We start from the raw sequence: 23,095 nt of genomic DNA, 5'->3' as shown, positions 1-23,095 counted from the left end.
CGGCGGCGTTCAGGGCGCCGCAATCCCCCGCCGCTCGCGGCCGAACACCGACCGATAGGCCAGCACGTTGAAGACCAGCACGACCGGCACGGCGATCACGGCGCCGGCCAGCACCAGCCGCATCGAGGCCAGCGAACCGGCGCCGTCCCAGAGCGTCATGTCGTCTAGGATCAGGTACGGGAAGAAGCTGTAGGCCAGGCCGCCCAGCATCAGCAGGAACAGCAGCACGCACAGCGCGAACGGCAGCCAGGAGAAAGGCTCGGCCTTGGCCGTGACGCGCGCCAGCAGCATCTCGGTGCCCACGAAGCACAGCAGCATGGCCACCCACACCGCCGCGGCCACGCCCAGGTGGGCATCGTCGCTCCATTTGTAGAACACGCCCGAATTGGCCAGGCCCAGCGTGACCGCCACGGCGACCATGCCGACGGCGGTCCAGCGTATGGCGTGGCGGGCCCAGAGGGCGGCGCGGCGCTGCAATTCGCCATCGACGCGCATCACCAGCCAGCATGCGCCCAGCAGCACATACGCCGCCACGGTGCACAGGCCCACCAGGACGGAGAACCCGCCGTAGCCCGCGTCGGTCTGGTAGCCGGTGACCACCCGCCCCAACACCATGCCCTGCCCCAGGGCGGCGAGCAGGGATCCCAGCCAGAAGCCGAAGATCCAGCGCGGCTTGCGCTCGGTGCGGGCGCGGATGCGGAACTCGAAGGACACGCTGCGCAGCACCATGCCCAGCGCCACCAGCACCAGCGGCGCATGCAGCTTGCCCAGCACCGGCCCCCAGGCGAACGGAAAGGCCGCGCAGAACAGGCCCAGCCCGAGCAGGGGCCAGAACTCGTTGGCATCGCGCCACGGGCTGAGCAGGCCCATCATGCGGCCGCGCTCCTCGGCGGGCGCCGCGCCGAGCAGCAGCCCCACGCCGATGTCGAAGCCGTCCAGCACCACCCCGGCAGCGATCAGCAGCAGCAACAGGCCCATGAAGACCAGGGGCATCCAGAACAGCGGGTCGTCGGGCGTGGTGCCCAGGGCCGCAGCCAGCATCTCGATCATGTCGCGCCTCCGGCCTTGCGCACCGGCACCACGCCGTACCGCGCCGCATGGAACAGCATGCCGGCGAAAGCCGCCAGCAACGCCACGTATACCGCCGTATAGCCGCCCACCCCATAGGCCAGCGACGCCACCGAGACTGGCGACAGGACCTCGGACTGGGTGATGACGCGGTTGACCACGAAAGGCTGCAGGCCCAGCAGCGACACCCACCAGCCGGCCACCACCGCCACCGCACCGGCCCCCATGAAGGCGATCAGCACGCGCAGCGTGCCGCGGCCCAGCACGGCAATGTCGAGGCTGCGCCGGACGGTGCGCAGCAGCACCGCCCAGGAGACCAGCAGCATCGCCAGGCCGAGCAGCACTGCCGCGCGCAGCGACCAGAACGTGAGGGCCACGGGCGGCTGCATGCCGGAGAACTTGTCCAGCCCCAGGTAGACGCCGCCGGGGTCGCGCCCCAGCCAGCGGCCGCCCTGGCCGTGCAGGGCCCACTCGCCCAGGTTGCGCTGCGCGGCGGCATCCGGCCAGCCCACGAGCACGATGGCGGGTTCCGCCCCGCTGTGCCAGTAGCCTGCCAGGGCCGCGGCCTTGGCAGGCTGGTAGCGGGCCACCAGGTCCGCCATGCCGGCCGCCGCCGGCACCTGCAGCGCCGAGGCCAGCGCCGCCGTCACCAGCGCCGTCTTGAAGGCACAGCGCTCGCCCTCGTCGACCGGACGGCGCAGGGCCTGCAGGGCAGTCACGCCCAGCACCAGGAAGGCGGCCGCCAGCGCGGCGCCCAGCACCGCCAGCGCCATGCTCCAGCCGAACGAGGGATTGAACACCACCGCCATCCAGTCATAGACCTGGTAGCGGCCGTCGATCAGGGCCGCGCCGTCGGGCGTCTGCATCCAGCCGTGCAGCGAGACCAGCCAGCCCGTCGCGACCAGCTGACCCAGGGCCACCATGAATACGGCGAGGGTATGGGCCAGGTCCGACACGCGGCGCTGGCCGAACAGCATGACGCCCAGGAAACAGGACTTGAGGATGAACACCGAGAGCACGCCGAAGCCCACGAGCGGGCCCGCCACATTGCCGATCTTGTCCATCAGCCCGCTCCAGATGCTGCCGAACTGGATCAGCACCGGCAGGACGGCGGCCAGCGCCAGCACGAAGCACAGGGCGAAGATGCGCACCCAGAAGCGATAGGCGGCGGTCCAGCCCGGCGCGCCCGACGTCCGGGCGCGGATCTTGAAATACAGCAGCATCCAGGCGAGCCCCAGGGCGAGGGCCATGAACAGCGCCAGGAAACTGAAGCTCCCCAGGAACTGGACCCGGGCCAGCAATAGCGGTGGAAGATTCATGATGACGGCGGCGACAGCCCCTTCCCGTATGAGCAGGGCCGTAGTGTATCGGTTGTGCCGGCCCCGGTGGCGGCAGGCGTGCAACGGCGCCCCGGCCCGAACGTGGCAAAATTGACGCTTTGTCGCCGTACCTTCCTATTCTTCCCAGAATGACCACCGCCCCGACGCCGCCTGCCGCCAGCAATTTCCTGCGCCACATCATCGAAGACGACCTGGAGGCAGGCCGCTTCCAGGGCAAGCGCTGGGCCGGCCGGCCCGGCCCGGCCGCGGTCCAGCAGCAGGGGGGGCCGGATCCCGCCCGCATCCGCACGCGCTTCCCGCCCGAGCCCAACGGCTACCTGCACATCGGCCACGCCAAGAGCATCTGCGTGAACTTCGGCCTGGCGCGCGACTACGGCGGCGTCTGCCACCTGCGCTTCGACGACACCAATCCCGAGAAGGAAGAACAGGAATACGTCGACGCGATCGTCGAGGCGGTGCGCTGGCTGGGCTTCGACTGGAAGGCCGACGGCAACGACAACCTGTACTTCGCCAGCGATTACTTCGAATACATGTACGAGTTCGCGGAGGCCCTGGTGCAGGCCGGCCACGCGTACGTCGACGAACAGACCGCCGAGCAGATCCGCGCCAACCGGGGCACGCTCACCGAGCCGGGCATCGACTCGCCGTGGCGCGACCGCCCGCCGGCGGAATCGCTGGCGCGCCTGCGGGAGATGCGCGACGGCAAGCATCCCGACGGCAGCCTGGTGCTGCGCGCCAGGATCGACATGGCCTCGCCCAACATCAACCTGCGCGACCCGGTGATGTATCGCGTGCGCCATGCCGCGCACCATCGCACCGGCAACCGCTGGTGCATCTACCCGATGTACAGCTGGGCGCACCCCGTGGAGGATGCGCTCGAAGGCATCACGCACAGCATCTGCACGCTGGAATTCGAAGACCAGCGGCCGTTCTACGACTGGATCCTGGCCCGGCTGGCCGAACTGGGCAGGCTGTCGCAGCCGCTGCCTCACCAGTACGAATTCGCGCGCCTCAATCTCACGTATGTGGTCACCAGCAAGCGCAAGCTGCTGCAGCTGGTGCGCGAGGGCCACGTCGACGGCTGGGACGATCCGCGCATGCCCACGCTGTTCGGCCTGCGCCGCCGCGGCTACACGCCGGCGTCCATCCGCCTGTTCTGCGACCGCACCGCGGTATCCAAGTCCGACTCGCGCATCGACTACAGCCTGCTCGAGCAGGCCGTGCGCGACGACCTCGATCCCGTGGCGCCGCGCTCGGTGGCGGTGCTGGACCCGCTCAAGCTGGTGATCACCAACTATCCCGAAGGCCAGGCCGAACCGTGCCAGGCGCCGAGGAACCCTCACGACCCCGGCGCCGGCATGCGCGAATTCCCCTTCTCGCGCGAGCTCTGGATCGAGCGCGACGACTTCCGCATCGAGCCGCCCAAGAAGTATTTCCGCCTCTATCCCGGCAACACCGTGCGCCTGAAGTACGGCTATGTGGTGCGCTGCACCGGCTACCGCACCGACGAGGCCGGCAACGTGATCGAGGTGCAGGCCGAGTACCTGCCGGAAACCAGGAGCGGCACGCCCGGCGCCGACAGCGTCAAGGTCAAGGGCAACATCACCTGGGTCAGCGCCGCGCACGCGGTGGCGGCCACGGTGCACCTCTACGACCGCCTGTTCGCAGACCCGCATCCCGACGCCGGCGACAAGGATTTCCTGGCCTGTCTCAATCCCAATTCCAAACAGACCGTGCAGGCCTGGCTGGAGCCGGGCACGGTGGCCACGCCTGGCGCCACCTGGCAGTTCGAGCGGCTGGGCTATTTCATCGCCGACAGCGTGACGTCGCGGCCCGAAGCTCCCGTGCTGAACCGCATCGTCACGCTGCGCGACTCCTGGGCCGCGTGAGGGAATCCGCATGAACACCGCAACCTCAGCCCTGGATTTCAAGAGCGCCACCCTGTATGCCATCCGGGTGGTGCTGCACAGCGCCGATCCGGCACAGCTGGAAGCTGCCCTGGCCCAGCGCATGCACGACGCCGGCAGCTTCTTCGAGAACGAACCGGTGGTGATCGACGCCAGCCGGATCGACGAAGCCATCGACTGGCCGCCGCTGCTGGACGCCCTGCGCCGCCACAACCTGCCGCCCATCGGCGTGGTGGCCGCGGGCGCCAATCTGGAAGCCGCCCAGGCCGCCGGGCTCGCGGCGGTCGAGCTCTCGACGCCGCCGGCGCGCCCCCAGCCCGCCGTGGAACAGGTGGCCGATTCCTCCGCCCCCATGCCCGACACGCCGGCGGCCGCCACGCAGATCTCCAGCGCCCCTGCGCCCACCCCCGAATCGGCGCCCGAACCCGCCGCCGCGCCGCAGCAGCAGGCTGCCGCCACGACGCCCGCGCCTTCCGCGCTCATCGTCAACCGTCCGCTGCGCTCGGGCCAGCGCGTCTATGCGCGGCACACCGACGTGGTCGTCATCGGCATGGTGAGCCAGGGCGCGGAAGTCATTGCCGACGGCAACGTGCACGTCTACGGCCCCCTGCGCGGCAAGGCCATGGCCGGCGCCCGCGGCGACACGACGGCGCGCATCTTCACCACCCAGCTCGACGCCGAGCTGCTGGCCGTGGCGGGCGTATACCGCGTCGTGGAAGACAAGCTCGATGCCAGCCTGCACAACCGCCCCGCGCTGGTGCGGCTCGAGGGCGACACGCTGCACATCGAAGCCCTGAAAGGCTAGGGCCTGCCAACGCCCCGGACCTGCGGCGCGGCCGGCCCGGACGCCGCCGCCCCGCGCCGCGAGGCACGGCGCGCCTACATCTTGTAAGACGCCTTACACAGGCGTTTTGCTTTACGATAACGCGATTTATTCGGACATAAGGGTTTGTGGTCATGACACGCATTGTTGTGGTGACATCCGGCAAGGGTGGGGTCGGCAAGACGACGACCAGCGCCAGCTTTTCCTCGGGCCTCGCCATGCGGGGCCACAAAACCGCTGTCATCGACTTCGACGTCGGCCTGCGCAATCTCGACCTCATCATGGGTTGCGAACGGCGCGTGGTGTACGACTTCGTCAACGTGATCCAGGGCGAGGCCTCGCTCAAGCAGGCCCTCATCAAGGACAAGCAGCTCGAGAACCTCTTCGTGCTGCCGGCCTCGCAGACGCGCGACAAGGACGCGCTCACGCAGGAAGGCGTGGAGAAGGTGATCAACGAACTCAAGGAAATGGGCTTCGACTACATCGTCTGCGATTCGCCTGCCGGCATCGAGACGGGCGCGCTGATGGCGGCCTACTTCGCCGACGATGCGCTGGTGGTCACCAATCCGGAAGTCTCCTCGGTGCGCGACTCCGACCGCATCCTGGGCATCCTCGCCGCCAAATCGCGCCGCGCCGTCGAAGGCGACGAGCCGGTGAAGGAATACCTGCTGCTCACGCGCTACAACCCGAAGCGCGTCAACGATGGCGAAATGCTTTCGCTCACCGACATCGAGGACATCCTGCGCATCAAGCTGATCGGCGTGATCCCCGAGTCCGAAGCCGTGCTGCAGGCGTCCAACCAGGGCCTGCCCGCCATCCACCTCAAGGATACCGACGTGTCCGAGGCCTACAAGGACGTGGTGGCGCGCTACCTGGGCGAAGAGCGCCCCCTGCGCTTCACCGACTACAACAAGCCCGGTCTCCTGCGGCGGCTTTTCGGGGGGAAGTGAGCGATGTCGTTCCTCTCATTCCTGCTCGGTCAGAAGAAGCCCACCGCAACCGTCGCCAAGGAGCGCCTGCAGATCATCCTGGCGCACGAGCGCTCCGGCCGCGGCGCGTCGCCCGACTACCTGCCGCAGCTGCAGCAGGAGCTGGTGACCGTGATCTCGAAATACATCAAGATCGATCCTGAAGACATCAAGGTCCATCTCGAACGCCAGGACACGCTGGAAGTGCTGGAGGTGAAGATCGAGATGCCGCAGCGGGCCGAAACCGAATCCTGAACGGCCCCGACCGGGCGGTGCCGCGCCGCCAACGGAAGCGGAGGCGGCCCGCAGGCCGCGCTGGCGGCCAGGATGCGACGCAAAAAAACGCCCGGCAGTTCATGCCGGGCGTTTTTTTTGCGCTGCTGCCGGCGGCGTGCCGCCGGCGCTTGCGGGAATCAGCGGCCGACCTGGTCGCCGACCACGCCGCCGATGGCGGCGCCGCCCACCGTGCCCAGGATGCCGCCGTTGGTGATCACCGCGCCGGCCAGGCCGCCGAGGGCCGCGCCGCCGACCGTACTCTTCTGGCGGCTGCTCATGCCATCCCAGGAGGAACAGCCGGCCATGGTGGCGACCATCATCACGGCAACGGCAACTTTGGAAAGGGTTTGGATCTTCATGGTGAGACTCCTATTGTTTATCTGTGCATGGGCCCGGCCCCTCGCAGACCGGCCGGCAGCGGCACCTCGCGCGCCCGGATAGTCTTTCAGACCCAGGATTGCAGAATCGGTTCCGGCAGGCTGTGAAATTTGCCCAGCAATTGTGTCAATGAACCCATTTTCGCCTGTTTCGGCAGGCAAGGTTGTGGAGAGTGGTGTTTTATTTGACCAACTGCAACAGCTCGCGGAAGCGGGGATGCCGGCTGTCTCCCAGCCATTCGTAGATGGCCATCTCGGCGGTCACGATATCGGCGCCGGCGGCGCGTGCCCGGCGCAAGGCGGCGTGATGGTCCGACGGCTTGCGCGACCCGGCCGCGTCCGCCACCAGCGCCACGCGCCAGCCGCGCGCCCGCAGGTCCAGCGCCGTCTGCAGCACGCACACGTGCGCCTCGCAGCCTGCCAGCACGATGCTGCGGCGGCCCGCAGGCAGCCAGTCTTCGAAGCCGGGCTCGCGCATCGCCGAGAAATGGCTCTTGGCGTAGACCGCATCCGGCGCCGCATCGAACTCGATCACGGTGCCGCCGAGCTTGTCGGGCCGATGCTCGGTATAGGCCACGGGCACCTCGAGCAGCGCCGCCGCGCGCGCCAGCCTGGCCGCCGTGGCCAGCACCCCGGCGCCGTCGTGGATGGCGGGCATCAGCCTGGCCTGCATGTCCACGACGAGCAGCGTGCAATCGGCGCGCTCGAGCAACATGGCGCGGCCCGGCCCTACTTGAGGGCCTTGTAGCGCAGCCGGCGGGGCTTGGCGCCCTCTTCGCCCAGGCGCTTCTTCTTGTCGGCTTCGTACTCCTGGTAGTTGCCGTCGAAGAACACCACCTGGGAATCGCCTTCGAACGCCATGATGTGCGTGGCGATGCGGTCCAGGAACCAGCGGTCGTGGCTGATCACCATGACGCTGCCCGGGAACTCCAGCAGCGCGTCCTCCAATGCCCGCAGGGTCTCCACGTCGAGGTCGTTGGACGGCTCGTCGAGCAGCAGCAGGTTGCCGCCTGCGACCAGCGTCTTGGCCAGGTGGAGCCGGCCGCGCTCGCCGCCGGAGAGCTGGCCCACGATCTTGTTCTGGTCGCCGCCCTTGAAGTTGAAGCGGCCCAGGTACGCGCGCGAGCTCATCTCGAACTTGCCCACGGTGAGCAGGTCGGCGCCGTCGGAGATCGCGTCGAACACCGTCTTGGCGTCCTGCAGGTCGTCGCGCGACTGGTCGACGTAGGCCAGCTTGACGGTCTGGCCGATCCTGACCTCGCCGGAATCCGGCTGCTCGCGGCCCGCGATCATGCGGAACAGCGTGGACTTGCCCGCGCCGTTCGGGCCGATGATGCCCACGATGGCGCCCGGCGGCACCTTGAAGCTGAGGTTGTCGATCAGCAGGCGGTCGCCGTAGGCCTTGCTCACGCCGGAGAACTCCACCACCTCGTTGCCCAGGCGCTCGCCGACCGGGATGAAGATCTCCTGGGTCTCGTTGCGCTTCTGGTATTCGTAGGAAGACAGCTCCTCGAAGCGCGACAGCCGGGCCTTGGCCTTGGCCTGGCGGCCCTTGGGATTCTGGCGCACCCATTCGAGTTCTTTCTTGATCGTCTTCTGGCGCGCGGACTCGCTGGCTTCCTCCTGCTTGAGCCGGGCCTCCTTCTGTTCGAGCCAGGAGCTGTAGTTGCCCTTCCACGGAATGCCATGGCCGCGGTCCAGTTCGAGGATCCATTCGGCGGCATTGTCGAGGAAGTAGCGATCGTGCGTCACGGCCACCACGGTGCCCGGGAACTTGTGCAGGAACTGCTCGAGCCACTCCACGCTCTCGGCATCGAGGTGGTTGGTGGGTTCGTCGAGCAGCAGCATGTCGGGCTTGGACAGCAGCAGGCGGCACAGGGCCACGCGGCGCTTCTCGCCGCCCGACAGATGGGCCACCTGCGCATCCCAGGGCGGCAGGCGCAGCGCGTCGGCGGCGATCTCCATCTGGTGCTCGATGTCGTCGGCGCCGCTGGAGGCCGCCGCCGCGATGATGGCCTCGAGCTCGGCCTGCTCGGCCGCCAGCGCATCGAAGTCGGCGTCGGGCTCGGCGTAGGCCGCGTACACCTCGTCGAGGCGCTTCTTGGCATTGACCACCGCGCCCAGGCCCTCCTCGACCGCCTGGCGCACCGTATGGCCGGGATCCAGCTGCGGCTCCTGCGGGAGGTAGCCGATGTTCAGGCCGGGCATGGGAATGGCCTCGCCCTCGATTTCCTTGTCGACGCCGGCCATGATCCTGAGCAGCGTCGATTTGCCCGAACCGTTCAGGCCGAGCACGCCGATCTTGGCGCCGGGGAAGAACGACAGCGAGATGTCGCGCAGGATCTGCCGCTTGGGCGGCACGATCTTGCCGACGCGGTTCATGGTGTAGACGTATTGGGCCATGGATGCGTAGAAGAGAAACAGGATGTGCGGGGCCTGGCCGTGCCCGGCCCCGGCTGGAGAGAGTGATTGTAGGCCGGTTCAGGCGCCGCGTCGGGTGCCGGCCGGCGCGCGCTGCGCCAGCATGACGCCGGCCAGGGCCAGCGCGCCGCCCACCACGTGGTAGACGTGCGGCAGTTCGTCCAGCCACAGCGCCGCAATCGCCACCGTGGCGACCGGCATCAGGTTGAGGAAGATGCTGGCGCGGTTCGGGCCCAGATGGCGCACGCCCTGCATCCACAGGAAGGGCGCGAACAACGACGGAAATATGCCGGCGTACAGCACCAGCGGCAGGTTCTCCGCGGTCAGGGGCGAGGCCGGGCCCAGCAGGAAGGCCGGCAATTGGAACGCAATGCCGAACAGCACCTGCACGTACAGCGACAGCCAGGCTCCCACGGGCAGCGACCAGCGCCGCAGCAGCACGCCGTACAGCGCATAGGACAGCGCGGCCAGGGCCATCAGCAGGTCGCCGCGGCTGCCTCCCAGGGCCAGCAGCCGTGCCGGATCGCCCTCGCCTACCAGGATGGCCAGGCCGGCCAGCGACACCAGCCCGCCCGCCACCACGGCCGCCGACGGGCGTTCGCGCAGCAGCAGCGACGCCACCACGATGGTCAGCAGCGGGATCGTGGACGTGATGATGCCCATGTGGGTGGCCGTGGTGGTTTCCGCCGCCACGTACGACAGCCCCTGGTACAGCGCCATGCCCAGCCCGCCCAGCACCGCCAGCTTGCCCAGGTGCGGCAGCACGCCGCGCCACTGGCGGCACAGCGCGGGCAGCATGAACGGCGTGAGCAGGGCGCCCGCCAGGACCCAGCGATAGAACCCGATGGCGCCGGGGGCGATGACGCCGGCGGCCAGCTTGGTGACGCTCATGTTGACCGACCAGATCAGCGCGGCCAGCAGCGGGTACAGCATGTAACGGGAAAGCGGGGCGTGCGAAACGGCAGAGGGGGACATGGAGGCAGAGGGAATCGGAGCAGGCCGCTATTCTAATGAGCCGTGCCGCCCCGGCCGGCGATGGGCGACAATAGCGTCTGCCTCATCGAATCCACGCAGGTGCGCCATGTCCGCTTCCGCCACGCCTCCCACCCCGTCCTCCCGCTTCAGCGAACAGGAGCTCGACATGCTGGCCCGCACGGCCGACGCCATGAGCGCCTATCTGGGCAAGCCCGTCCTGGCCGAGGTCGACCAGGACGAGGACGGCAACGAATGGGTCACCTTCGGCGTGCCCCTGGATCGGGATGCCAAGCCCGGCGAGGAGCAGGTCCGGGTCCAGCTGGGGGGCGATGCGGCCCGCCTGCTGGGGCAGCGCGGCGGCCTGCCCGACGCCGACGCCTACGATTGCCTGTACCTGTGGGCGGTCCAGCTCACGCAGGAGCCGGGGGAGCGCTTCGTCAAGATCGACCAGGACGGCGAGGCTTCGGCCTGGTCCGACGCGCTGGCCGACGTGCTGCCCTTCGCGCTGTCCGACGCCCCGCTCGAACCCGGCGACCTCGACGATGAGGACGACGAGGATGAGGACGACGAAGACGAGGACGACGAAGAGGCGGATCGGGACGGCCGGCCGGCCCGGCCGCACGGCGGGCACTGAGCCGCGGGGCGGCGCGCCGGCCGGGGCCTCCGGGCAGGAAACCTCGGCGCATCCCGGCAGTCGAACCCCACGTGGACCCCGACGCCCGCCCCGACACGATACCTGCAACCGCCCCGGCACGGCGCAGCCGCTGGGCCGCCGCACTGCGCCGGCTGCTGGGCACGGCCATGGTGCTGGGGCTGCTGGCGGCCGCAGGCTGGTGGAGCTGGCCGCGCCTGCCTGACGCCTGGCGCGCGCCATGGCACGTGCTGCGGCTGGCGCTGCAGCCCGTGCCCGTGTCCCTGCCCGTCCCGGTCCAGGGCGTGCGGCCGTCCGGGCTGGTCGACACCTGGGGCGCTGCGCGCTCCGAGGGCCGCACACACGAAGGCATAGACATCTTCGCCCGTCGCGGCACGCCGGTGCTTTCCGCCACCGAAGGCGTGGTCACGCGGCTGGGCACCAACCGGCTGGGCGGCAAGGTGGTCTGGGTGCTGGGCCCCGGACGCCAGATGCACTACTACGCCCACCTGGACGGCTATGCCGACGTGCAGCCCGGCGACCTGGTGCAGGCCGGCACGCCGCTGGGCTACGTGGGCAATACCGGCAACGCCCGCACCACGCCGCCGCACCTGCACTACGGCATCTACGAGCCCGGCGGCGCACGCAATCCATATCCGCTGCTGGCCGGCGGCAAGTAGCGTCCTGTCGCGCAGGCTTGCCGCGTGGCCGGCGCGTCTCCGGGCAGCTTACGGGGCAGAACCGGCCGCCGCGCGCGCGGCTGCGGCAGCCGCAGCCGCGGGCGGCGCCTCCGGCGGCGAGGGCTCGATGAGCGCGCGCAGCATCTCGATCAGCATGCGCGCGCGCTCGTGGCCGAAGGGCTCCAGCACCGCCTGCTGGTGCGCCCTGGCCTGCCTGCACAGGGCGCCAACCAGGCGATGGCCCTTGGCCGTGATGCACACCCGGGTCTGCCGCCGGTCGGCCCGCACCTCGGTGCGGGCAACCAGGCCTTCGGCCTCCATGCGCTGCACCACTTTGCTGAGCGTGGGCTGCTTGGTGAGCGCGAGCTCCGCCAGGCTGCCGACGGTCTCTCCCTGGCTGCCTTCCAGGCTGGCAAGCACCCGCCATTCGGTGACAGACAGGCCGGCTGCGTTCACCTGCCGGTGGAATTCGGCGGAGATGCGCTGGCTGGCCTGGGCCAGCAGGTAGGCGAGGTAGTCGTCGATGAACCGGGCTGGCACGCCCGCCGGTGCGTCGTCGGCTTCGGGGAGAGGTGATCTCATGTTGCTCCGCATCGAAACCCGGGCGCGGCACCAACTCCGTGCCACCGCGACCCGGCCGGGAAGACCATGCACCAACAGGCGGCATTTTTGCTGTCTTGCAGCATGAAAATCTGCTTGCAAGGCACCATGAAAAGGCACGCGCGCCGGCCGATGCACCGCAGGACAACCAGTATATACATGCTTGTTTTTAAGTGATATTTTTTTCTTTCCATGAAATTTCATCTTTTTTGTTGACAACTAAAACGTTGACTCCTAAAGTAATTTCACGGGATCGATGAAGCGCGCGCCGGCATGGTCCGCGCCGCGCCGCAAGGGCGCCGCACGCGTCCGTCCAAGGGGTTAGGCATGGCTGAAAGGTCTTTCAAGAAAGAAGTGCAGCAGTTGCGCATCGGCGCGGGCGAAGAGTTCCGCGGCGAAGGCATACTGGCCATCACCAAGGCCCTGCTGCAATCGGGCGTGGGCTACGTGGGCGGCTACCAGGGCTCGCCCATCTCGCACCTCATGGACGTGCTGGCCGACGCCAACGACATCCTGCAGGAGCTCGGCGTGCACTTCGAAGCCAGCGCCTCCGAAGCCACCGCGGCCGCCACGCTGTCGGCCTCGGTCATGTATCCCATCCGCGGCGCGGTGGCCTGGAAGTCCACCGTCGGCACCAACGTGGCCTCCGACGCGCTGGCCAACCTGGCTTCCGGCGGCGTCACGGGGGGCGCCGTGGTGATCGTGGGGGAAGACTACGGCGAGGGCTCGTCCATCATGCAGGAGCGCACCCACGCCTTCGCCATGAAGTCGCAGATGTGGCTGCTCGATCCGCGCCCCAACCTTGAAAGCATGGTGCAGGCCGTGGAAGACGCCTTCGCGCTCTCCGAGGCCAGCAACACGCCGGTCATGATGCAGGTGCGCGTGCGCGCCTGCCATGTGCATGGCCGCTTCATCGCCAAGGACAACAAGCGTCCTGCCTATACCCTGCAGCAGGCGCTGGAGGCGCCCCGGCGCGACCTCAGCCGCATCGTGCTGCCGCCCGCCGCCTACGAGCACGAGCACGAGAAGGTGCAGCGCCGCTGGCCCGCCGCCGTGCGCTTCATCAAGGAACGCGGGCTCAACGAGTTCTTCGAGGGCGATCTCGACGACATCGGCCTGATCGTGCAGGGCGGCGTCTACAACAACGTGATCCGCGCCCTGCAGCTGCTGGGCCTGGCCGACCACTTCGGCAACAGCCGCATCCCGCTGTATGTGATGAACGTGGTCTATCCGGTCATCGAGGACGAGGTCATCGGCTTCTGCCAGGGCAGGAAGGCCGTGCTGCTGGTCGAGGAAGGCCAGCCCGACTACATCGAGCAGAACATGCACGCGGTGCTGCGCCGCGCAGGGATCGATACCCCGCTGTGGGGCAAGAACGTGCTGCCCATGGCCGGCGAATACACCACTGCCGTGATGCGCAAGGGCATCGAGTCCTTCCTGAAGGAATGGCGGCCCGACAGCCTGCACGCCCACCCGGCCGTGGCCGCCGACGCGCAGGCGGCCCGGGCGGTGCAGCAGCTGGAGATCACCGAAGTCGCGCGCCCCCGCCCCGTCGAACAGCCCGTCACCCTGCACAAGCGCATCCAGGGCCTGGCCAAGGTCGTGCCGCAGCGGCCGGCCGGCCTGTGCACCGGCTGTCCGGAAAGGCCGATCTTCTCGGCGCTGACGCTCACGCAGGAAAAGCTGGGCGAGCACCACATCAGCTGCGATATCGGCTGCCACCTGTTCGCCATCCTGCCGCCCTTCAACCTCGGGGCCACCACCATGGGCTACGGCCTGGGGGCCGCCAGCAGCTCCGCCTTCAACGTCAAGGGAGGCAAGCGTGCCATCTCCATCATGGGCGACGGCGGCTTCTGGCACAACGGGCTCACGTCGGGCATCGGCAACGCCGTCTTCAACAAGTACGACGGCGTCATCGTCATCGTCGACAACTACTACTCGTCGGCCACCGGCGGGCAGGACATCCCCTCCTCGCGCGCCCAGAACCCCGACCGCACCACCAACAACCCCATCGAAGCCGCGGTGCGCGGCGTGGGCGTGAAGTGGCTGCGCGTGATCGACCGCACCTACGACGTGTCGCGCGCCCGCGCCATCCTCGAGGAAGCGCTCACCACCGACGCGGAAGGGCCCAAGGTCATCATCGCGCAGTCCGAGTGCATGCTGAACAAGCAGCGCCGCATCAAGCCCGCCTTCAACAAGGCCGTGAAGGAAGGCCGGCGCGTGGTGAAGGAACGCTTCGGCGTCGATCCCGACGTCTGCACGGGCGACCACGCCTGTATCCGGCTCTCCGGCTGTCCCTCGCTGTCCATCAAGGACAGCGGCGACCCGCTCAAGGAAGACCCGGTCGCCCACGTGGACAGCAGCTGCGTGGGCTGCGGCAACTGCGGCGAGGTGGCCCATGCCGCCGTGCTGTGCCCGTCGTTCTACCGCGCCGACATCGTGCACAACCCCACCCGCTGGGACCGCTACGCCGCGCGCGTGCGCAGCGCCGTGATCGGCTTCCTGCAGCGCCGCCGCGAAACGCGCCTGGCCCGCTACGCGCTCTGACCCCCCGCAAGCCGCAGTCTGGAAAAACACATGAGCACCCTGGTTCCGTCCAATCCGATCAAGATCGCCGTCCTGGCCATGGGGGGCCAGGGCGGCGGCGTGCTGGCCGACTGGATCGTCGACATGGCCGAACACGCCGGCTGGTGGGCGCAGACCACGTCGGTTCCCGGCGTGGCGCAGCGCACCGGCGCCACCATCTACTACCTCGAGATCGTGCCGGAGGCGGATGCGCGCCGCGCCGGCCGCGCGCCCACCCTGGCCCTCATGCCCACGCCCGGCGACGTGGACCTGATCGTGGCCGCCGAGCTGATGGAGGCCGGCCGCGCCATGCAGCGGGGCCTGGTCACGCCCGACCGCAGCGTGCTCATCACCTCGTCCCATCGCAGCTACGCCATCGGCGAAAAGACCGTGCCGGGCAATGGCATCGCCGATCCCAACCAGGTGCTGGATGCCGGCCGCGAGGCCGCCAGGCGCTTCATCTGCTTCGACCTGCAGGCCGCCGCCGAGCGCGCCGGCAGCGTCATCAGCGCCAGCCTGTTCGGCGCCATCGCCGGCAGCGGCGCCCTGCCCTTCACGCGCGAGGATTTCGAGGCCACCATCCGCCGCGCCGGCGTGGGCGTGGACGCCAGCCTGCGCGCCTTCGCCCTGGGCTACGAAGGCGCGGCCCAGGCGCCGGCCCAACCCGCCCCCATCGATCTGTCCCGCCCGGTTCCCGAGGCGCCCCAATCCGCCGCGCATCCCAAGGTGCGCGCGCTGCTCGAGCGCATGCGCGCCGGTTTCCCCGCCGCGGCGCACCCGCTGCTGGCCGCCGGCCTGCGCCGCCTCATCGACTACCAGGACCTGGCCTACGCCGCCGAGTACCTGGACCACATGGAAGCCGTGCGCCGGCTGGATGCGCAATACGGCGGCGACCAGGCCGGCTGGGCCCTCACCTGCGCCGCAGCGCGCTACGTGGCAGTCGCCATGAGCTACGACGATGTGATCCGCGTGGCCGACCTCAAGACCCGGGGCACGCGCTTCGACCGCGTCAGGAAAGAGACCGGCGCCAAGGCCGGACAGCTGGTCTACACCACTGAATTCATGCATCCGCGGCTGGAGGAAATCTGCGGCACGCTGCCCGCAGGCCTGGGCCGCCGGCTCGAGCAATCGCGCGCGCTCGGCGGCTTCATCGAGCGCCGCCTGGGCAAGGGCCGCCGGCTGCAGAGCGGCACGCTGGGCGGCTTTCTCTCCCTGTACGCCCTGGCGGGCATGCGGCGCTGGCGGCGCAGCACGCTGCGCCACCAGGCCGAGGCGGCCAGCCTCCGGCAATGGCTGGCCCTGGTGGCCCGCATCGCCCCGCGCGACTACGCGCTGGCCGTCGAGACGGTGCTGTGCCGCCGCCTGGTCAAGGGCTACAGCGACACCCATGCGCGCGGCGGCGGCAAGTTCCGCACGCTGCTGCAGGCCGCCGAGGGCCTGCTGGGGCGCCCCGATGCCGCCGACACGCTGCGCGCGCTGCGCGAGACGGCACTCACCGAGGTGCAGTGCGCCCCGCTGGAGCGCCAGGCCGCCGAAAAGCTGGCGGCGCCGGCCCAACCCCTTGCCGCCCAATGACCCGAAGTGACTCCCATGCAGCCCTACACCCTCGTCGTCCGTGAAGTCCGCCAGGAAACCCCGCTGGTCCGCTCGCTGCGCCTCGTGCGCGCCGACGGCGGCGCCCTGCCGGCCTACGCGCCCGGCGCCCATCTCAAGGTCCGGGTGCCGGGCCTGGAGGATCCGCGCTGCTATTCGCTGATCCATACCGGCGCCGGCCACGACTTCGCCTCGCCCGCCGAATACCGCCTCGGGGTGCGCCTGGAGGAAGACAGCCAGGGCGGCTCGCGGCACATGCACGGCCTCGGCGAGGGCGACACCCTGGTCGTGCAGGGCCCCTTCAACGAATTCCCGCTGGCCGACCATGCAGGCGCGACGCTGCTGATCGCGGGCGGCATCGGCATCACGCCCATCGCCAGCATGGCCGCCGCCATGCAGGCCGGCGGCGCCGACTATGTCCTGCACTACACCGGCCGCAGCCGCGCCCAGCTGGCCTTCCTGGACGAACTGCAGACCCTGGCCGGCGAGCGGCTGGTCGTGCATGCCGACGACGAGCCCGCCTGCGCCCTGCGCCTCGATCCGCTGCTGGATGCGGCCACGCCGGGCCAGCACGTCTACGTCTGCGGGCCCAAGGGCCTGATCGATGCCGTGATCGCCGGTGCCAAGGCGCGCGGCTGGGATGGCAAGCGGGTGCATTTCGAGCTGTTCGACACCGCCGCGCCGCAGGCCGGCGACGGCGCGTTCGAGATCGAGCTCAGGCAGTCGGGCAAGGTGCTGGTCGTGCCGGCCGACAAGACCATCGTCGACGTGCTCGAGGAAGCCGGCTGCGACCCGCTCTACGACTGCAAGCGCGGCGAATGCGGCGTCTGCCAGGCCACGGTGCTGGAGGGCACGCCGGACCACCGCGACTACTACCTGTCGGATGCCGAGAAAGCCGGCGGCAAGGTCATCCAGACCTGCATCTCGCGCGCCAAATCGGCCCGCCTGGTGCTGGACCTGTAACGCCGAAAGAGGTAAGCCCATGTCCGCCTCCCGATACCGCCACGATGCGCAGGCCCTGCACGGCCTGGTGCGCGACCGCGAAGTCCACAAAGACCTGTTCGTGAGCCCCGAGGTGTTCCAGCTCGAGATGGAGCGCCTTTTCGCCGTCACCTGGGTATACGTGGGCCACGACAGCCAGGTGCCCAACCCCGGCGACTACTTCACCACCACCGTGGGCGACCAGCCCGTGGTCATGGTGCGCCACAGTGACGGCAGCGTGCGCGTGCTGGTCAACCGCTGCCCCCACAAGGGCACCATGGTGGTGGGCGAAGGCTGCGGCAATACCGGCAGGTTCTTCCGCTGCCCCTACCATGCCTGGACCTTCAAGACCGACGGCAGCCTGCTGTCCATCCCGCTGAAGAAGGGCTACGAGAACACCGGCCTGGAATCCTGCGAGGCCAGCCGCGGCATGGCGGCGGTGGCCAACGTGCGCAACTACCGCGGCTTCGTGTTCTGCCGGCTGAGCGAGCGCGGGGAATCCTTCGAGTCGTTCTTCGGCGAATCGCTGTCCACCCTGGACAACCTGGTCGACCGCGCCCCGGCGGGCCGCGTGGAGGTGGCCGGGGGGGTGTTGCGCTACATGCACCGCTGCAACTGGAAGATGCTGGTCGACAACCAGACCGACACCTGCCATCCGATGGTGGCACACGAATCTTCCGCCGGCACCGCCGTGCGCGTCTGGGAGCAGGCGCCCGAAGGCACGCCCAAGCCCATGGCGGTGGAACAGTTCGCGCCCTTCATCTCGCCCTATGAGTTCTTCGAGAAGATGGGCATCCGCGTCTGGAAGAACGGCCATGGCCACACCGGCGTCGCGGACTCCATCCACGCTTCGTACTCGGCCGTTCCGGGCTACTGGGATGCCATGGTGGCCGCCTACGGCGAGGAGCGGGCAGGGCAGATCCTGGGCGACGTGCGCCACAACACGGTGTACTTTCCCAACATCATGGTCAAGGGCCCGATCCAGACCCTGCGCGTGTTCAAGCCGCTGGCGGCCGACCGCACCCTGGTCGAGTCCTGGACGTTCCGCCTGGTGGGCGCGCCCGACGAACTGCTGGAGCGCACCGTCATGTACAACCGCCTGATCAACGCTCCCACCTCGGTGGTGGGGCACGACGACCTCGAAATGTACGAACGCGCGCAGCTCGGTCTGGCGGCCCGGGCGCGCGAATGGGTGAACGTGGCGCGCCTGTACGAACCCGGCGAGGAAACCCGCGAGAACGAAGTCACCAACGGCACCAACGAATGGCAGATGCGTAACCAGTACCGGGCCTGGGCCCGCTACATGACCGAGGGAGTCGGCGGGGAATCATGAATATTTCCGACCAGCACCTGATCGATTTCGTCTACCGCGAGGCGCGCCTGCTCGACGAGCAGCGCTACGAGGCGTGGCTCGACCTCTATGCCGAGGATGCCCACTACTGGATGCCGCTCACGCACGACCAGCCCGATCCGCGCCTGCACACCTCCCTCATGTACGAGGACAAGCTGCTGCTGCGCGTGCGCGTCGAGCGCCTGGCGGGCCAGCGCACCTATTCGCAGCAGCCGCGCAGCCGCTGCCACCACCTGCTGCAGGCGCCCACGATAGAACGCGACCATCCCGATGCCGCCCCCGCCGAGGGCCGCCACGTCCTGCGCACGGCGTTCCATTACGTGGAGACCCGGCTCGACGAGCAGACGCTGTACGCCGGCTGGGCCACGCACCACCTCGTCGAAACGGAGGCCGGCCTGCGCATCCGCCTGAAGCGGGTCGACCTGGTGAACTGCGACGCCGCGTTCGGCAACATGCAACTCTTCATGTAAAGGACCCCCAGTGAGCGCCACCACGGTCTACCAGGCCTTCCGCAACACCACCGAGCGCTGGGGCGGCAACCCATTCCTCTGCACCCTGCCTGAAACGGCGGAGATCTACGGCATCGGGCCGGGCGAGCTGCGCTATGCGGATGCCCTGGCCCGCATCGAGGCCCTGCGCGAGGCCTACGCCGCCGCCGGCTACGGCCACGGGCACCGGGTCGGCCTGCTGCTGGAGAACCGCCCCGCCTTCTTCCTGCACTGGTTCGCGCTCAATGCGCTGGGCGCATCGGTGGTGCCCATCAACGGCGACCTGCGCGCCGCGGAACTCGAATACCTGGTGGGCCATTCGGAGATCGTCCTGGCCGTGGCGCTGCCCGGCCGGCATCCGGACCTGCACGAGGCCGCGCGGCGCGCCGCCAGCCCCCTGCGCATCGTCGGCCCGGACGACGCGCCGCCGCCCGCCGCCACGCCGGCTCCGCTGGAAGGGGCGCCCGGCGAACTCACCGAGTGCGCCCTGCTCTACACCTCGGGCACCACCGGCCGGCCCAAGGGCTGCATTCTTTCGAACCGCTATTTCCTGCACTGCGGCCGCTGGTACGCCGGCATCGGCGGGCTGGCCACGCTGCGCGAGGGCGTGGAGCGCATGCTCACGCCCCTGCCGCTGGTGCACATGAACGCCATGGCCTGCTCCACGATGGCCATGGTCACCACGGGCGGCTGCCTCGTGATCCTCGACCGCTTCCACCCCAGAACGTGGTGGCACAGCGTGCGCCAGTCCGGCGCCACGGTGCTGCACTACCTGGGCGTGATGCCGGCCATCCTCATGAAGGCCGAGCCCACGCCCGCCGACCGCGACCATGCCGTGCGCTTCGGCTTCGGCGCCGGCGTGGAAAGATCGCTGCACGCGCCCTTCGAGGCACGCTTCGGCTTCCCCCTGCTCGAGGCCTGGGCCATGACCGAGACCGGCAACGGCGCCGTCATCATCGCCAGCAGGGAGCCGCGCCACGTCGGCACCAGCAGCATCGGCAGCGAGGAGCCCGACGTGCAGGTGCGCATCGTGGCCGAGGACGGCCGCGAAGCCGCCCTCGGCGAGCCCGGCGAGCTGCTGGTGCGCCATGCCGGCGAGGATCCGGCCTACGGCTTCTTCTCCGGCTACCTGAAGGACCCCGAGGCCACCGCCGCCGCCTGGGCCGGTGGCTGGTTCCATACCGGCGACATCGTGCGCCGCGACGCCGACGGCGCCATCCGCTTCGTGGACCGCAAGAAGAACGTGATCCGCCGCAGCGGCGAGAACATCTCCGCCGTGGAAGTGGAAAGCGTGCTGCTGGGCCATCCGCTGGTCAAGGCCGTGGCCGTGGCCGCCGTGCCCGATGCCGTGCGCGGCGACGAAGTGCTGGCCTGCATCGTGCCCGAATCCATGCCGCAACCGGGCGCGCCGATGCACGACGCCGCGCGCGAACTGGTGCAGTGGTGCCTGGGCGAGCTGGCCTACTACAAGGCGCCCGGCTACGTGGCCTTCGTGGACGCCCTGCCCCTGACCACCACCAACAAGATCCAGCGCGGCGAAATGAAGGCGCTGGCGCCTGCCCTGGTCGGCCAGCCGAACTGCGTGGACACCTGCGCCCTGAAGAAACGCCAGGGAGACGCCCGGTGACGGCGCGGCGCCAGGGCTACGACGGCATCGTGGCGGCCCTGCCCGTCACCGTCCCCTACGAGCGCTACTCCACGCGGGCGGCGCACTGGTGGCTGGGCCGGGCGCTGGGCGAGCTGGTGCGCGGCTCGGGCCTTGCCAAGCAGGCCATCGACGGCCTGTGCGTCTCCAGCTTCACGCTGGCGCCGGATACCGCGGTCGGCCTCACGCAGCACCTCGGCATGAGCCCGCGCTGGCTCGACCACATCCCCATGGGCGGGGCCAGCGGCGTGGTGGCGCTGCGCCGCGCGGCCCGCGCAGTGCAGGCGGGCGACGCCGACGTGGTGGCCTGCATCGCCGGCGACACCAACCACGTCGACTCCTTCCGCAACACCGTCAGCCAGTTCTCGCGCTTCGCGCAGGACGCCGTCTATCCCTACGGCGCCGGCGGCCCCAACGCCAGCTTCGCGCTCATGACGGCGCACTACATGCGCGCCACCGGCGCCACCCGGGCCGACTTCGGCAAGCTGTGCGTGGCGCAGCGCGACAACGCCCTGCGCTTCCCCCATGCGCTGATGAAGAAGCCGCTGACGCTGGAGCAGTACCTGGCGGCGCGGGTCATCACCGACCCCATCCACCTGTTCGACTGCGTGATGCCCTGCGCCGGCGCCGACGGGTTCCTGATGATGCGCGAAGCGCGCGCCCGCGAGCTGGGCCTGCCGCACGCCCGCATCCTGGGCACCATCGAGCGGCACAACGCCTGGCCGGACGATCCCATCCAGATGCGCGGCGGCTGGACGCTGGACGTGGACGAGCTGTATGCCCAGGCCGGCGCGGGGCCTTCCGACATGGACTTCCTGCAGGCCTACGACGACTACCCCGTGATCAATTTCATGCAGATCGAAGACCTGGGATTCTGCGCCAAGGGCGAGGCCCCGGAGTTCGTGCGCAGGCACCGCTTCACCGTGGACGGCAGCTTTCCGTTCAATACCAACGGCGGCCAGCTGTCGGTGGGCCAGGCCGGCGCCGCAGGCGGCTACCTGGGCCTGGTCGAGGCCCTGCGCCAGCTCTCCGGCACGGCCGGCGGCACCCAGGTGGACGGCGCGCGCCTGGGCCTGGTGAGCGGCTTCGGCATGATCAACTACGACCGCGGCCTGTGCACGGCCGCCGCGGTGCTGGCCCGGAGCGCGCCATGACGATCCCGCTCGCGCGCCCGCCCAGGAAAGACCCCATGGCCCGCACCCGGCAGCCCACGCTGCCGCCGGGATCGCGCAGCCGGCTCGCGCTGCATCTCACGGCCGCCGCGGCCGAGGGCCGGTTCGTGCTGCAGCAGTGCGCCGCCTGCGGCACGGTGCAGTACCCGCCGCGCGAAGTCTGCGGCCACTGCCTCGAGGCGGACCCGCCCTGGCGCGAGGTCTCGCCGCTGGGCCGGCTGCTGGCGAGCACCACCCTGCACCACAGCAACGATCTGTATTTCCGCGAGCGCCTGCCCTGGCGCATCGGCACCGTGCGCATGGAGGCCGGCCCCTCGGTGGTGGCCCACGTGCACCAGGACTGCGCCGACGGCGACCGCGTGCGCCTGGCGCTGCGGCTGGACCGCGCCGGCCAGGCCGTGATGCTGGCCTTGCCCGAAAGGAGCACCCCCCACATGGAAGACGACAAGATCCTGCGCGAGACCGCGTGCGACCCGAAATTCCGCCGCGCCCTGGTCACCGACGGCAAGTCCGCGGTGGGCATGGCCATGGCCCGCGCGCTGCTGGAGGCAGGCGCCGGCACGGTCTTCCTGGGCGATCCCCAGACCTGGCGCCAGGTTGCCGCGTTCGACGCCCTGGCCGCCGACCCGCGCGTGCAGGTGGTGCCGCTGGACGTGACCGACACCGATTCGGTGGCGCGCGCCGCGGGCGCCATCGGCGGCAAGGTCGAGATCCTGGTCAACACGGCCGACCAGGAGCGCGAAGGCGGGCTGATGATGCGCCGCGACGTGAACACCGCCCGCGATGCCTTCGACGTCAATTGCCTGGGCATGATGCGGCTTGCCCAGGCCTTCGGGCCGGCCCTGTGCAGCCGCGCCGCCGACGGCGTCAACAATGCCGTGGCCTGGGTCAACGTGCTGTCCATCTACGCCCACATGAACCTGCCGGCCCGCGGCGCGTGGTCGGCGTCCAAGGCGGCCGCGCTGTCGCTGGCGCAATGCCTGCGCGCCGAGATGCGGCCGGCGGGCGTGCGAGTGATCAACCTCTTCCCCGGACCGCTGGACCACGAATGGGAACAGCGCACGCCGCCCCCGCGCGTGGCGCCGGCCGCCCTGGCGCGCGCCCTGGTGCGCGCCCTGCAGGAAGGCCTGGAAGACGTCTATGTCGGCGACGTGGCGCAGGAGTTCCGCGCCCGCCTGGCCGAGAACCCCAAGGGCCTGGAACGCGAACTGGGTGCCTGAGCACCCTGCACCAC

At 69.7% G+C, this 23,095-nt stretch carries 21 protein-coding genes; 14 read left to right on the top strand and 7 right to left on the bottom strand.

What is annotated here, in order from left to right; genetic code table 11:
• Positions 1–9 precede the first annotated feature (9 nt).
• Positions 10–1,050, bottom strand: a complete 1,041-nt coding sequence (locus ACYBYQ_RS04435; RefSeq protein ID WP_459617175.1) for a cytochrome d ubiquinol oxidase subunit II — start codon at positions 1,048–1,050, stop codon at positions 10–12.
• Positions 1,047–2,387 carry a cytochrome ubiquinol oxidase subunit I gene (locus ACYBYQ_RS04430; RefSeq protein ID WP_459617174.1) on the bottom strand — a complete coding sequence of 447 codons (1,341 nt, stop codon included), beginning with the start codon at positions 2,385–2,387 and terminating at the stop codon, positions 1,047–1,049. The genes ACYBYQ_RS04435 and ACYBYQ_RS04430 overlap by 4 nt, the downstream gene beginning before the upstream one ends.
• Positions 2,388–2,536: 149 nt before the next feature.
• On the opposite strand from ACYBYQ_RS04430, the gene ACYBYQ_RS04425 reads away from it, so the two are divergent.
• From ACYBYQ_RS04425 to minE, 4 genes are all read left to right on the top strand, one after another.
• The gene (locus ACYBYQ_RS04425) at positions 2,537–4,297 is read left to right on the top strand and encodes a glutamine--tRNA ligase/YqeY domain fusion protein (protein WP_459617173.1); all 1,761 of its coding nucleotides are present in this window, start codon (positions 2,537–2,539) and stop codon (positions 4,295–4,297) included.
• 10 nt (positions 4,298–4,307) lie between these two features.
• On the top strand, positions 4,308–5,120 hold the full coding sequence (minC, locus tag ACYBYQ_RS04420; RefSeq protein WP_459617172.1) for a septum site-determining protein MinC: 813 nt from the start codon (positions 4,308–4,310) through the stop codon (positions 5,118–5,120).
• 152 nt (positions 5,121–5,272) lie between these two features.
• Positions 5,273–6,088, top strand: a complete 816-nt coding sequence (minD, locus tag ACYBYQ_RS04415; protein WP_459617171.1) for a septum site-determining protein MinD — start codon at positions 5,273–5,275, stop codon at positions 6,086–6,088.
• A gap of 3 nt (positions 6,089–6,091) precedes the next feature.
• A complete protein-coding gene (gene minE, locus ACYBYQ_RS04410; RefSeq protein ID WP_459617170.1) occupies positions 6,092–6,361 on the top strand; it encodes a cell division topological specificity factor MinE in 270 nt (89 codons plus the stop codon).
• Positions 6,362–6,519: 158 nt separating this feature from the next.
• Here the strand turns inward: minE and ACYBYQ_RS04405 are convergent, their stop codons facing one another.
• The 4 genes from ACYBYQ_RS04405 to ACYBYQ_RS04390 form a co-directional block, all read right to left on the bottom strand.
• On the bottom strand, positions 6,520–6,741 hold the full coding sequence (locus tag ACYBYQ_RS04405) for a YMGG-like glycine zipper-containing protein (protein WP_459617169.1): 222 nt from the start codon (positions 6,739–6,741) through the stop codon (positions 6,520–6,522).
• Between the two features lie 199 nt (positions 6,742–6,940).
• Complete coding sequence (locus tag ACYBYQ_RS04400) at positions 6,941–7,474, bottom strand: isochorismatase family protein (protein WP_459617168.1); 534 nt, start codon at positions 7,472–7,474, stop codon at positions 6,941–6,943.
• Positions 7,475–7,488: 14 nt separating this feature from the next.
• Complete coding sequence (gene ettA / locus ACYBYQ_RS04395; RefSeq protein ID WP_459617167.1) at positions 7,489–9,162, bottom strand: energy-dependent translational throttle protein EttA; 1,674 nt, start codon at positions 9,160–9,162, stop codon at positions 7,489–7,491.
• A 78-nt stretch (positions 9,163–9,240) separates the two neighbouring features.
• A complete protein-coding gene (locus ACYBYQ_RS04390) occupies positions 9,241–10,113 on the bottom strand; it encodes a DMT family transporter (protein WP_459617166.1) in 873 nt (290 codons plus the stop codon).
• Positions 10,114–10,261: 148 nt separating this feature from the next.
• Here ACYBYQ_RS04390 and ACYBYQ_RS04385 point away from each other — a divergent pair, with 148 nt between their 5' ends.
• Together ACYBYQ_RS04385 and ACYBYQ_RS04380 are read left to right on the top strand one after the other, a co-directional pair.
• The gene (locus tag ACYBYQ_RS04385) at positions 10,262–10,789 is read left to right on the top strand and encodes a hypothetical protein (protein ID WP_459617165.1); all 528 of its coding nucleotides are present in this window, start codon (positions 10,262–10,264) and stop codon (positions 10,787–10,789) included.
• 71 nt (positions 10,790–10,860) lie between these two features.
• A complete protein-coding gene (locus ACYBYQ_RS04380; RefSeq protein ID WP_459617164.1) occupies positions 10,861–11,466 on the top strand; it encodes a M23 family metallopeptidase in 606 nt (201 codons plus the stop codon).
• 48 nt (positions 11,467–11,514) lie between these two features.
• Here the strand turns inward: ACYBYQ_RS04380 and ACYBYQ_RS04375 are convergent, their stop codons facing one another.
• Positions 11,515–12,048 (bottom strand): MarR family winged helix-turn-helix transcriptional regulator, encoded by a 534-nt coding sequence (locus ACYBYQ_RS04375; protein WP_459617163.1) that lies wholly within the window; start codon positions 12,046–12,048, stop codon positions 11,515–11,517.
• Positions 12,049–12,393: 345 nt separating this feature from the next.
• On the opposite strand from ACYBYQ_RS04375, the gene ACYBYQ_RS04370 reads away from it, so the two are divergent.
• The 8 genes from ACYBYQ_RS04370 to ACYBYQ_RS04335 are packed head-to-tail and all read left to right on the top strand — an operon-like array spanning position 12,394 to position 23,081.
• Positions 12,394–14,613, top strand: a complete 2,220-nt coding sequence (locus tag ACYBYQ_RS04370) for a thiamine pyrophosphate-dependent enzyme (protein ID WP_459617162.1) — start codon at positions 12,394–12,396, stop codon at positions 14,611–14,613.
• Positions 14,614–14,643: 30 nt separating this feature from the next.
• Complete coding sequence (locus ACYBYQ_RS04365) at positions 14,644–16,206, top strand: indolepyruvate oxidoreductase subunit beta family protein (RefSeq protein WP_459617161.1); 1,563 nt, start codon at positions 14,644–14,646, stop codon at positions 16,204–16,206.
• A gap of 15 nt (positions 16,207–16,221) precedes the next feature.
• On the top strand, positions 16,222–17,187 hold the full coding sequence (locus ACYBYQ_RS04360) for a PDR/VanB family oxidoreductase (protein WP_459617160.1): 966 nt from the start codon (positions 16,222–16,224) through the stop codon (positions 17,185–17,187).
• A 19-nt stretch (positions 17,188–17,206) separates the two neighbouring features.
• Entirely contained in the window at positions 17,207–18,538 is a 1,332-nt protein-coding gene (locus ACYBYQ_RS04355) for an aromatic ring-hydroxylating dioxygenase subunit alpha (RefSeq protein WP_459617159.1), read from the top strand.
• The gene (locus ACYBYQ_RS04350; protein ID WP_459617158.1) at positions 18,535–19,026 is read left to right on the top strand and encodes an aromatic-ring-hydroxylating dioxygenase subunit beta; all 492 of its coding nucleotides are present in this window, start codon (positions 18,535–18,537) and stop codon (positions 19,024–19,026) included. The genes ACYBYQ_RS04355 and ACYBYQ_RS04350 overlap by 4 nt, the downstream gene beginning before the upstream one ends.
• A 10-nt stretch (positions 19,027–19,036) precedes the next feature.
• On the top strand, positions 19,037–20,671 hold the full coding sequence (locus tag ACYBYQ_RS04345; protein ID WP_459617157.1) for an AMP-binding protein: 1,635 nt from the start codon (positions 19,037–19,039) through the stop codon (positions 20,669–20,671).
• Complete coding sequence (locus tag ACYBYQ_RS04340) at positions 20,668–21,843, top strand: thiolase family protein (RefSeq protein ID WP_459617156.1); 1,176 nt, start codon at positions 20,668–20,670, stop codon at positions 21,841–21,843. The genes ACYBYQ_RS04345 and ACYBYQ_RS04340 overlap by 4 nt, the downstream gene beginning before the upstream one ends.
• A complete protein-coding gene (locus ACYBYQ_RS04335; RefSeq protein ID WP_459617155.1) occupies positions 21,840–23,081 on the top strand; it encodes an SDR family NAD(P)-dependent oxidoreductase in 1,242 nt (413 codons plus the stop codon). The genes ACYBYQ_RS04340 and ACYBYQ_RS04335 overlap by 4 nt, the downstream gene beginning before the upstream one ends.
• Positions 23,082–23,095 lie beyond the last annotated feature (14 nt).

Source organism: Bordetella sp. 2513F2 (assembly GCF_054642735.1).
The sequence above is the reverse complement of the archived record's forward strand: the minus strand, read 5'-3'. Positions and strand labels throughout refer to the sequence as shown.

Excerpts from the sequence above, each read along its gene's own strand:
- minC (WP_459617172.1), top strand. The coding sequence starts at position 4,308 with ATGAACACCGCAACCTCAGCCCTGGATTTCAAGAGCGCCACCCTGTAT.
- minD (WP_459617171.1), top strand. The coding sequence starts at position 5,273 with ATGACACGCATTGTTGTGGTGACATCCGGCAAGGGTGGGGTCGGCAAG.
- ACYBYQ_RS04365 (WP_459617161.1), top strand. The coding sequence starts at position 14,644 with ATGAGCACCCTGGTTCCGTCCAATCCGATCAAGATCGCCGTCCTGGCC.
- ACYBYQ_RS04355 (WP_459617159.1), top strand. The coding sequence starts at position 17,207 with ATGTCCGCCTCCCGATACCGCCACGATGCGCAGGCCCTGCACGGCCTG.
- ACYBYQ_RS04405 (WP_459617169.1), bottom strand. The coding sequence starts at position 6,741 with ATGAAGATCCAAACCCTTTCCAAAGTTGCCGTTGCCGTGATGATGGTC.
- ACYBYQ_RS04375 (WP_459617163.1), bottom strand. The coding sequence starts at position 12,048 with ATGAGATCACCTCTCCCCGAAGCCGACGACGCACCGGCGGGCGTGCCA.
- ACYBYQ_RS04370 (WP_459617162.1), top strand. The coding sequence starts at position 12,394 with ATGGCTGAAAGGTCTTTCAAGAAAGAAGTGCAGCAGTTGCGCATCGGC.
- minE (WP_459617170.1), top strand. The coding sequence starts at position 6,092 with ATGTCGTTCCTCTCATTCCTGCTCGGTCAGAAGAAGCCCACCGCAACC.
- ACYBYQ_RS04425 (WP_459617173.1), top strand. The coding sequence starts at position 2,537 with ATGACCACCGCCCCGACGCCGCCTGCCGCCAGCAATTTCCTGCGCCAC.
- ACYBYQ_RS04360 (WP_459617160.1), top strand. The coding sequence starts at position 16,222 with ATGCAGCCCTACACCCTCGTCGTCCGTGAAGTCCGCCAGGAAACCCCG.
- ACYBYQ_RS04390 (WP_459617166.1), bottom strand. The coding sequence starts at position 10,113 with ATGCTGTACCCGCTGCTGGCCGCGCTGATCTGGTCGGTCAACATGAGC.
- ACYBYQ_RS04350 (WP_459617158.1), top strand. The coding sequence starts at position 18,535 with ATGAATATTTCCGACCAGCACCTGATCGATTTCGTCTACCGCGAGGCG.
- ACYBYQ_RS04335 (WP_459617155.1), top strand. The coding sequence starts at position 21,840 with ATGACGATCCCGCTCGCGCGCCCGCCCAGGAAAGACCCCATGGCCCGC.
- ACYBYQ_RS04400 (WP_459617168.1), bottom strand. The coding sequence starts at position 7,474 with ATGTTGCTCGAGCGCGCCGATTGCACGCTGCTCGTCGTGGACATGCAG.
- ettA (WP_459617167.1), bottom strand. The coding sequence starts at position 9,162 with ATGGCCCAATACGTCTACACCATGAACCGCGTCGGCAAGATCGTGCCG.
- ACYBYQ_RS04435 (WP_459617175.1), bottom strand. The coding sequence starts at position 1,050 with ATGATCGAGATGCTGGCTGCGGCCCTGGGCACCACGCCCGACGACCCG.
- ACYBYQ_RS04385 (WP_459617165.1), top strand. The coding sequence starts at position 10,262 with ATGTCCGCTTCCGCCACGCCTCCCACCCCGTCCTCCCGCTTCAGCGAA.
- ACYBYQ_RS04430 (WP_459617174.1), bottom strand. The coding sequence starts at position 2,387 with ATGAATCTTCCACCGCTATTGCTGGCCCGGGTCCAGTTCCTGGGGAGC.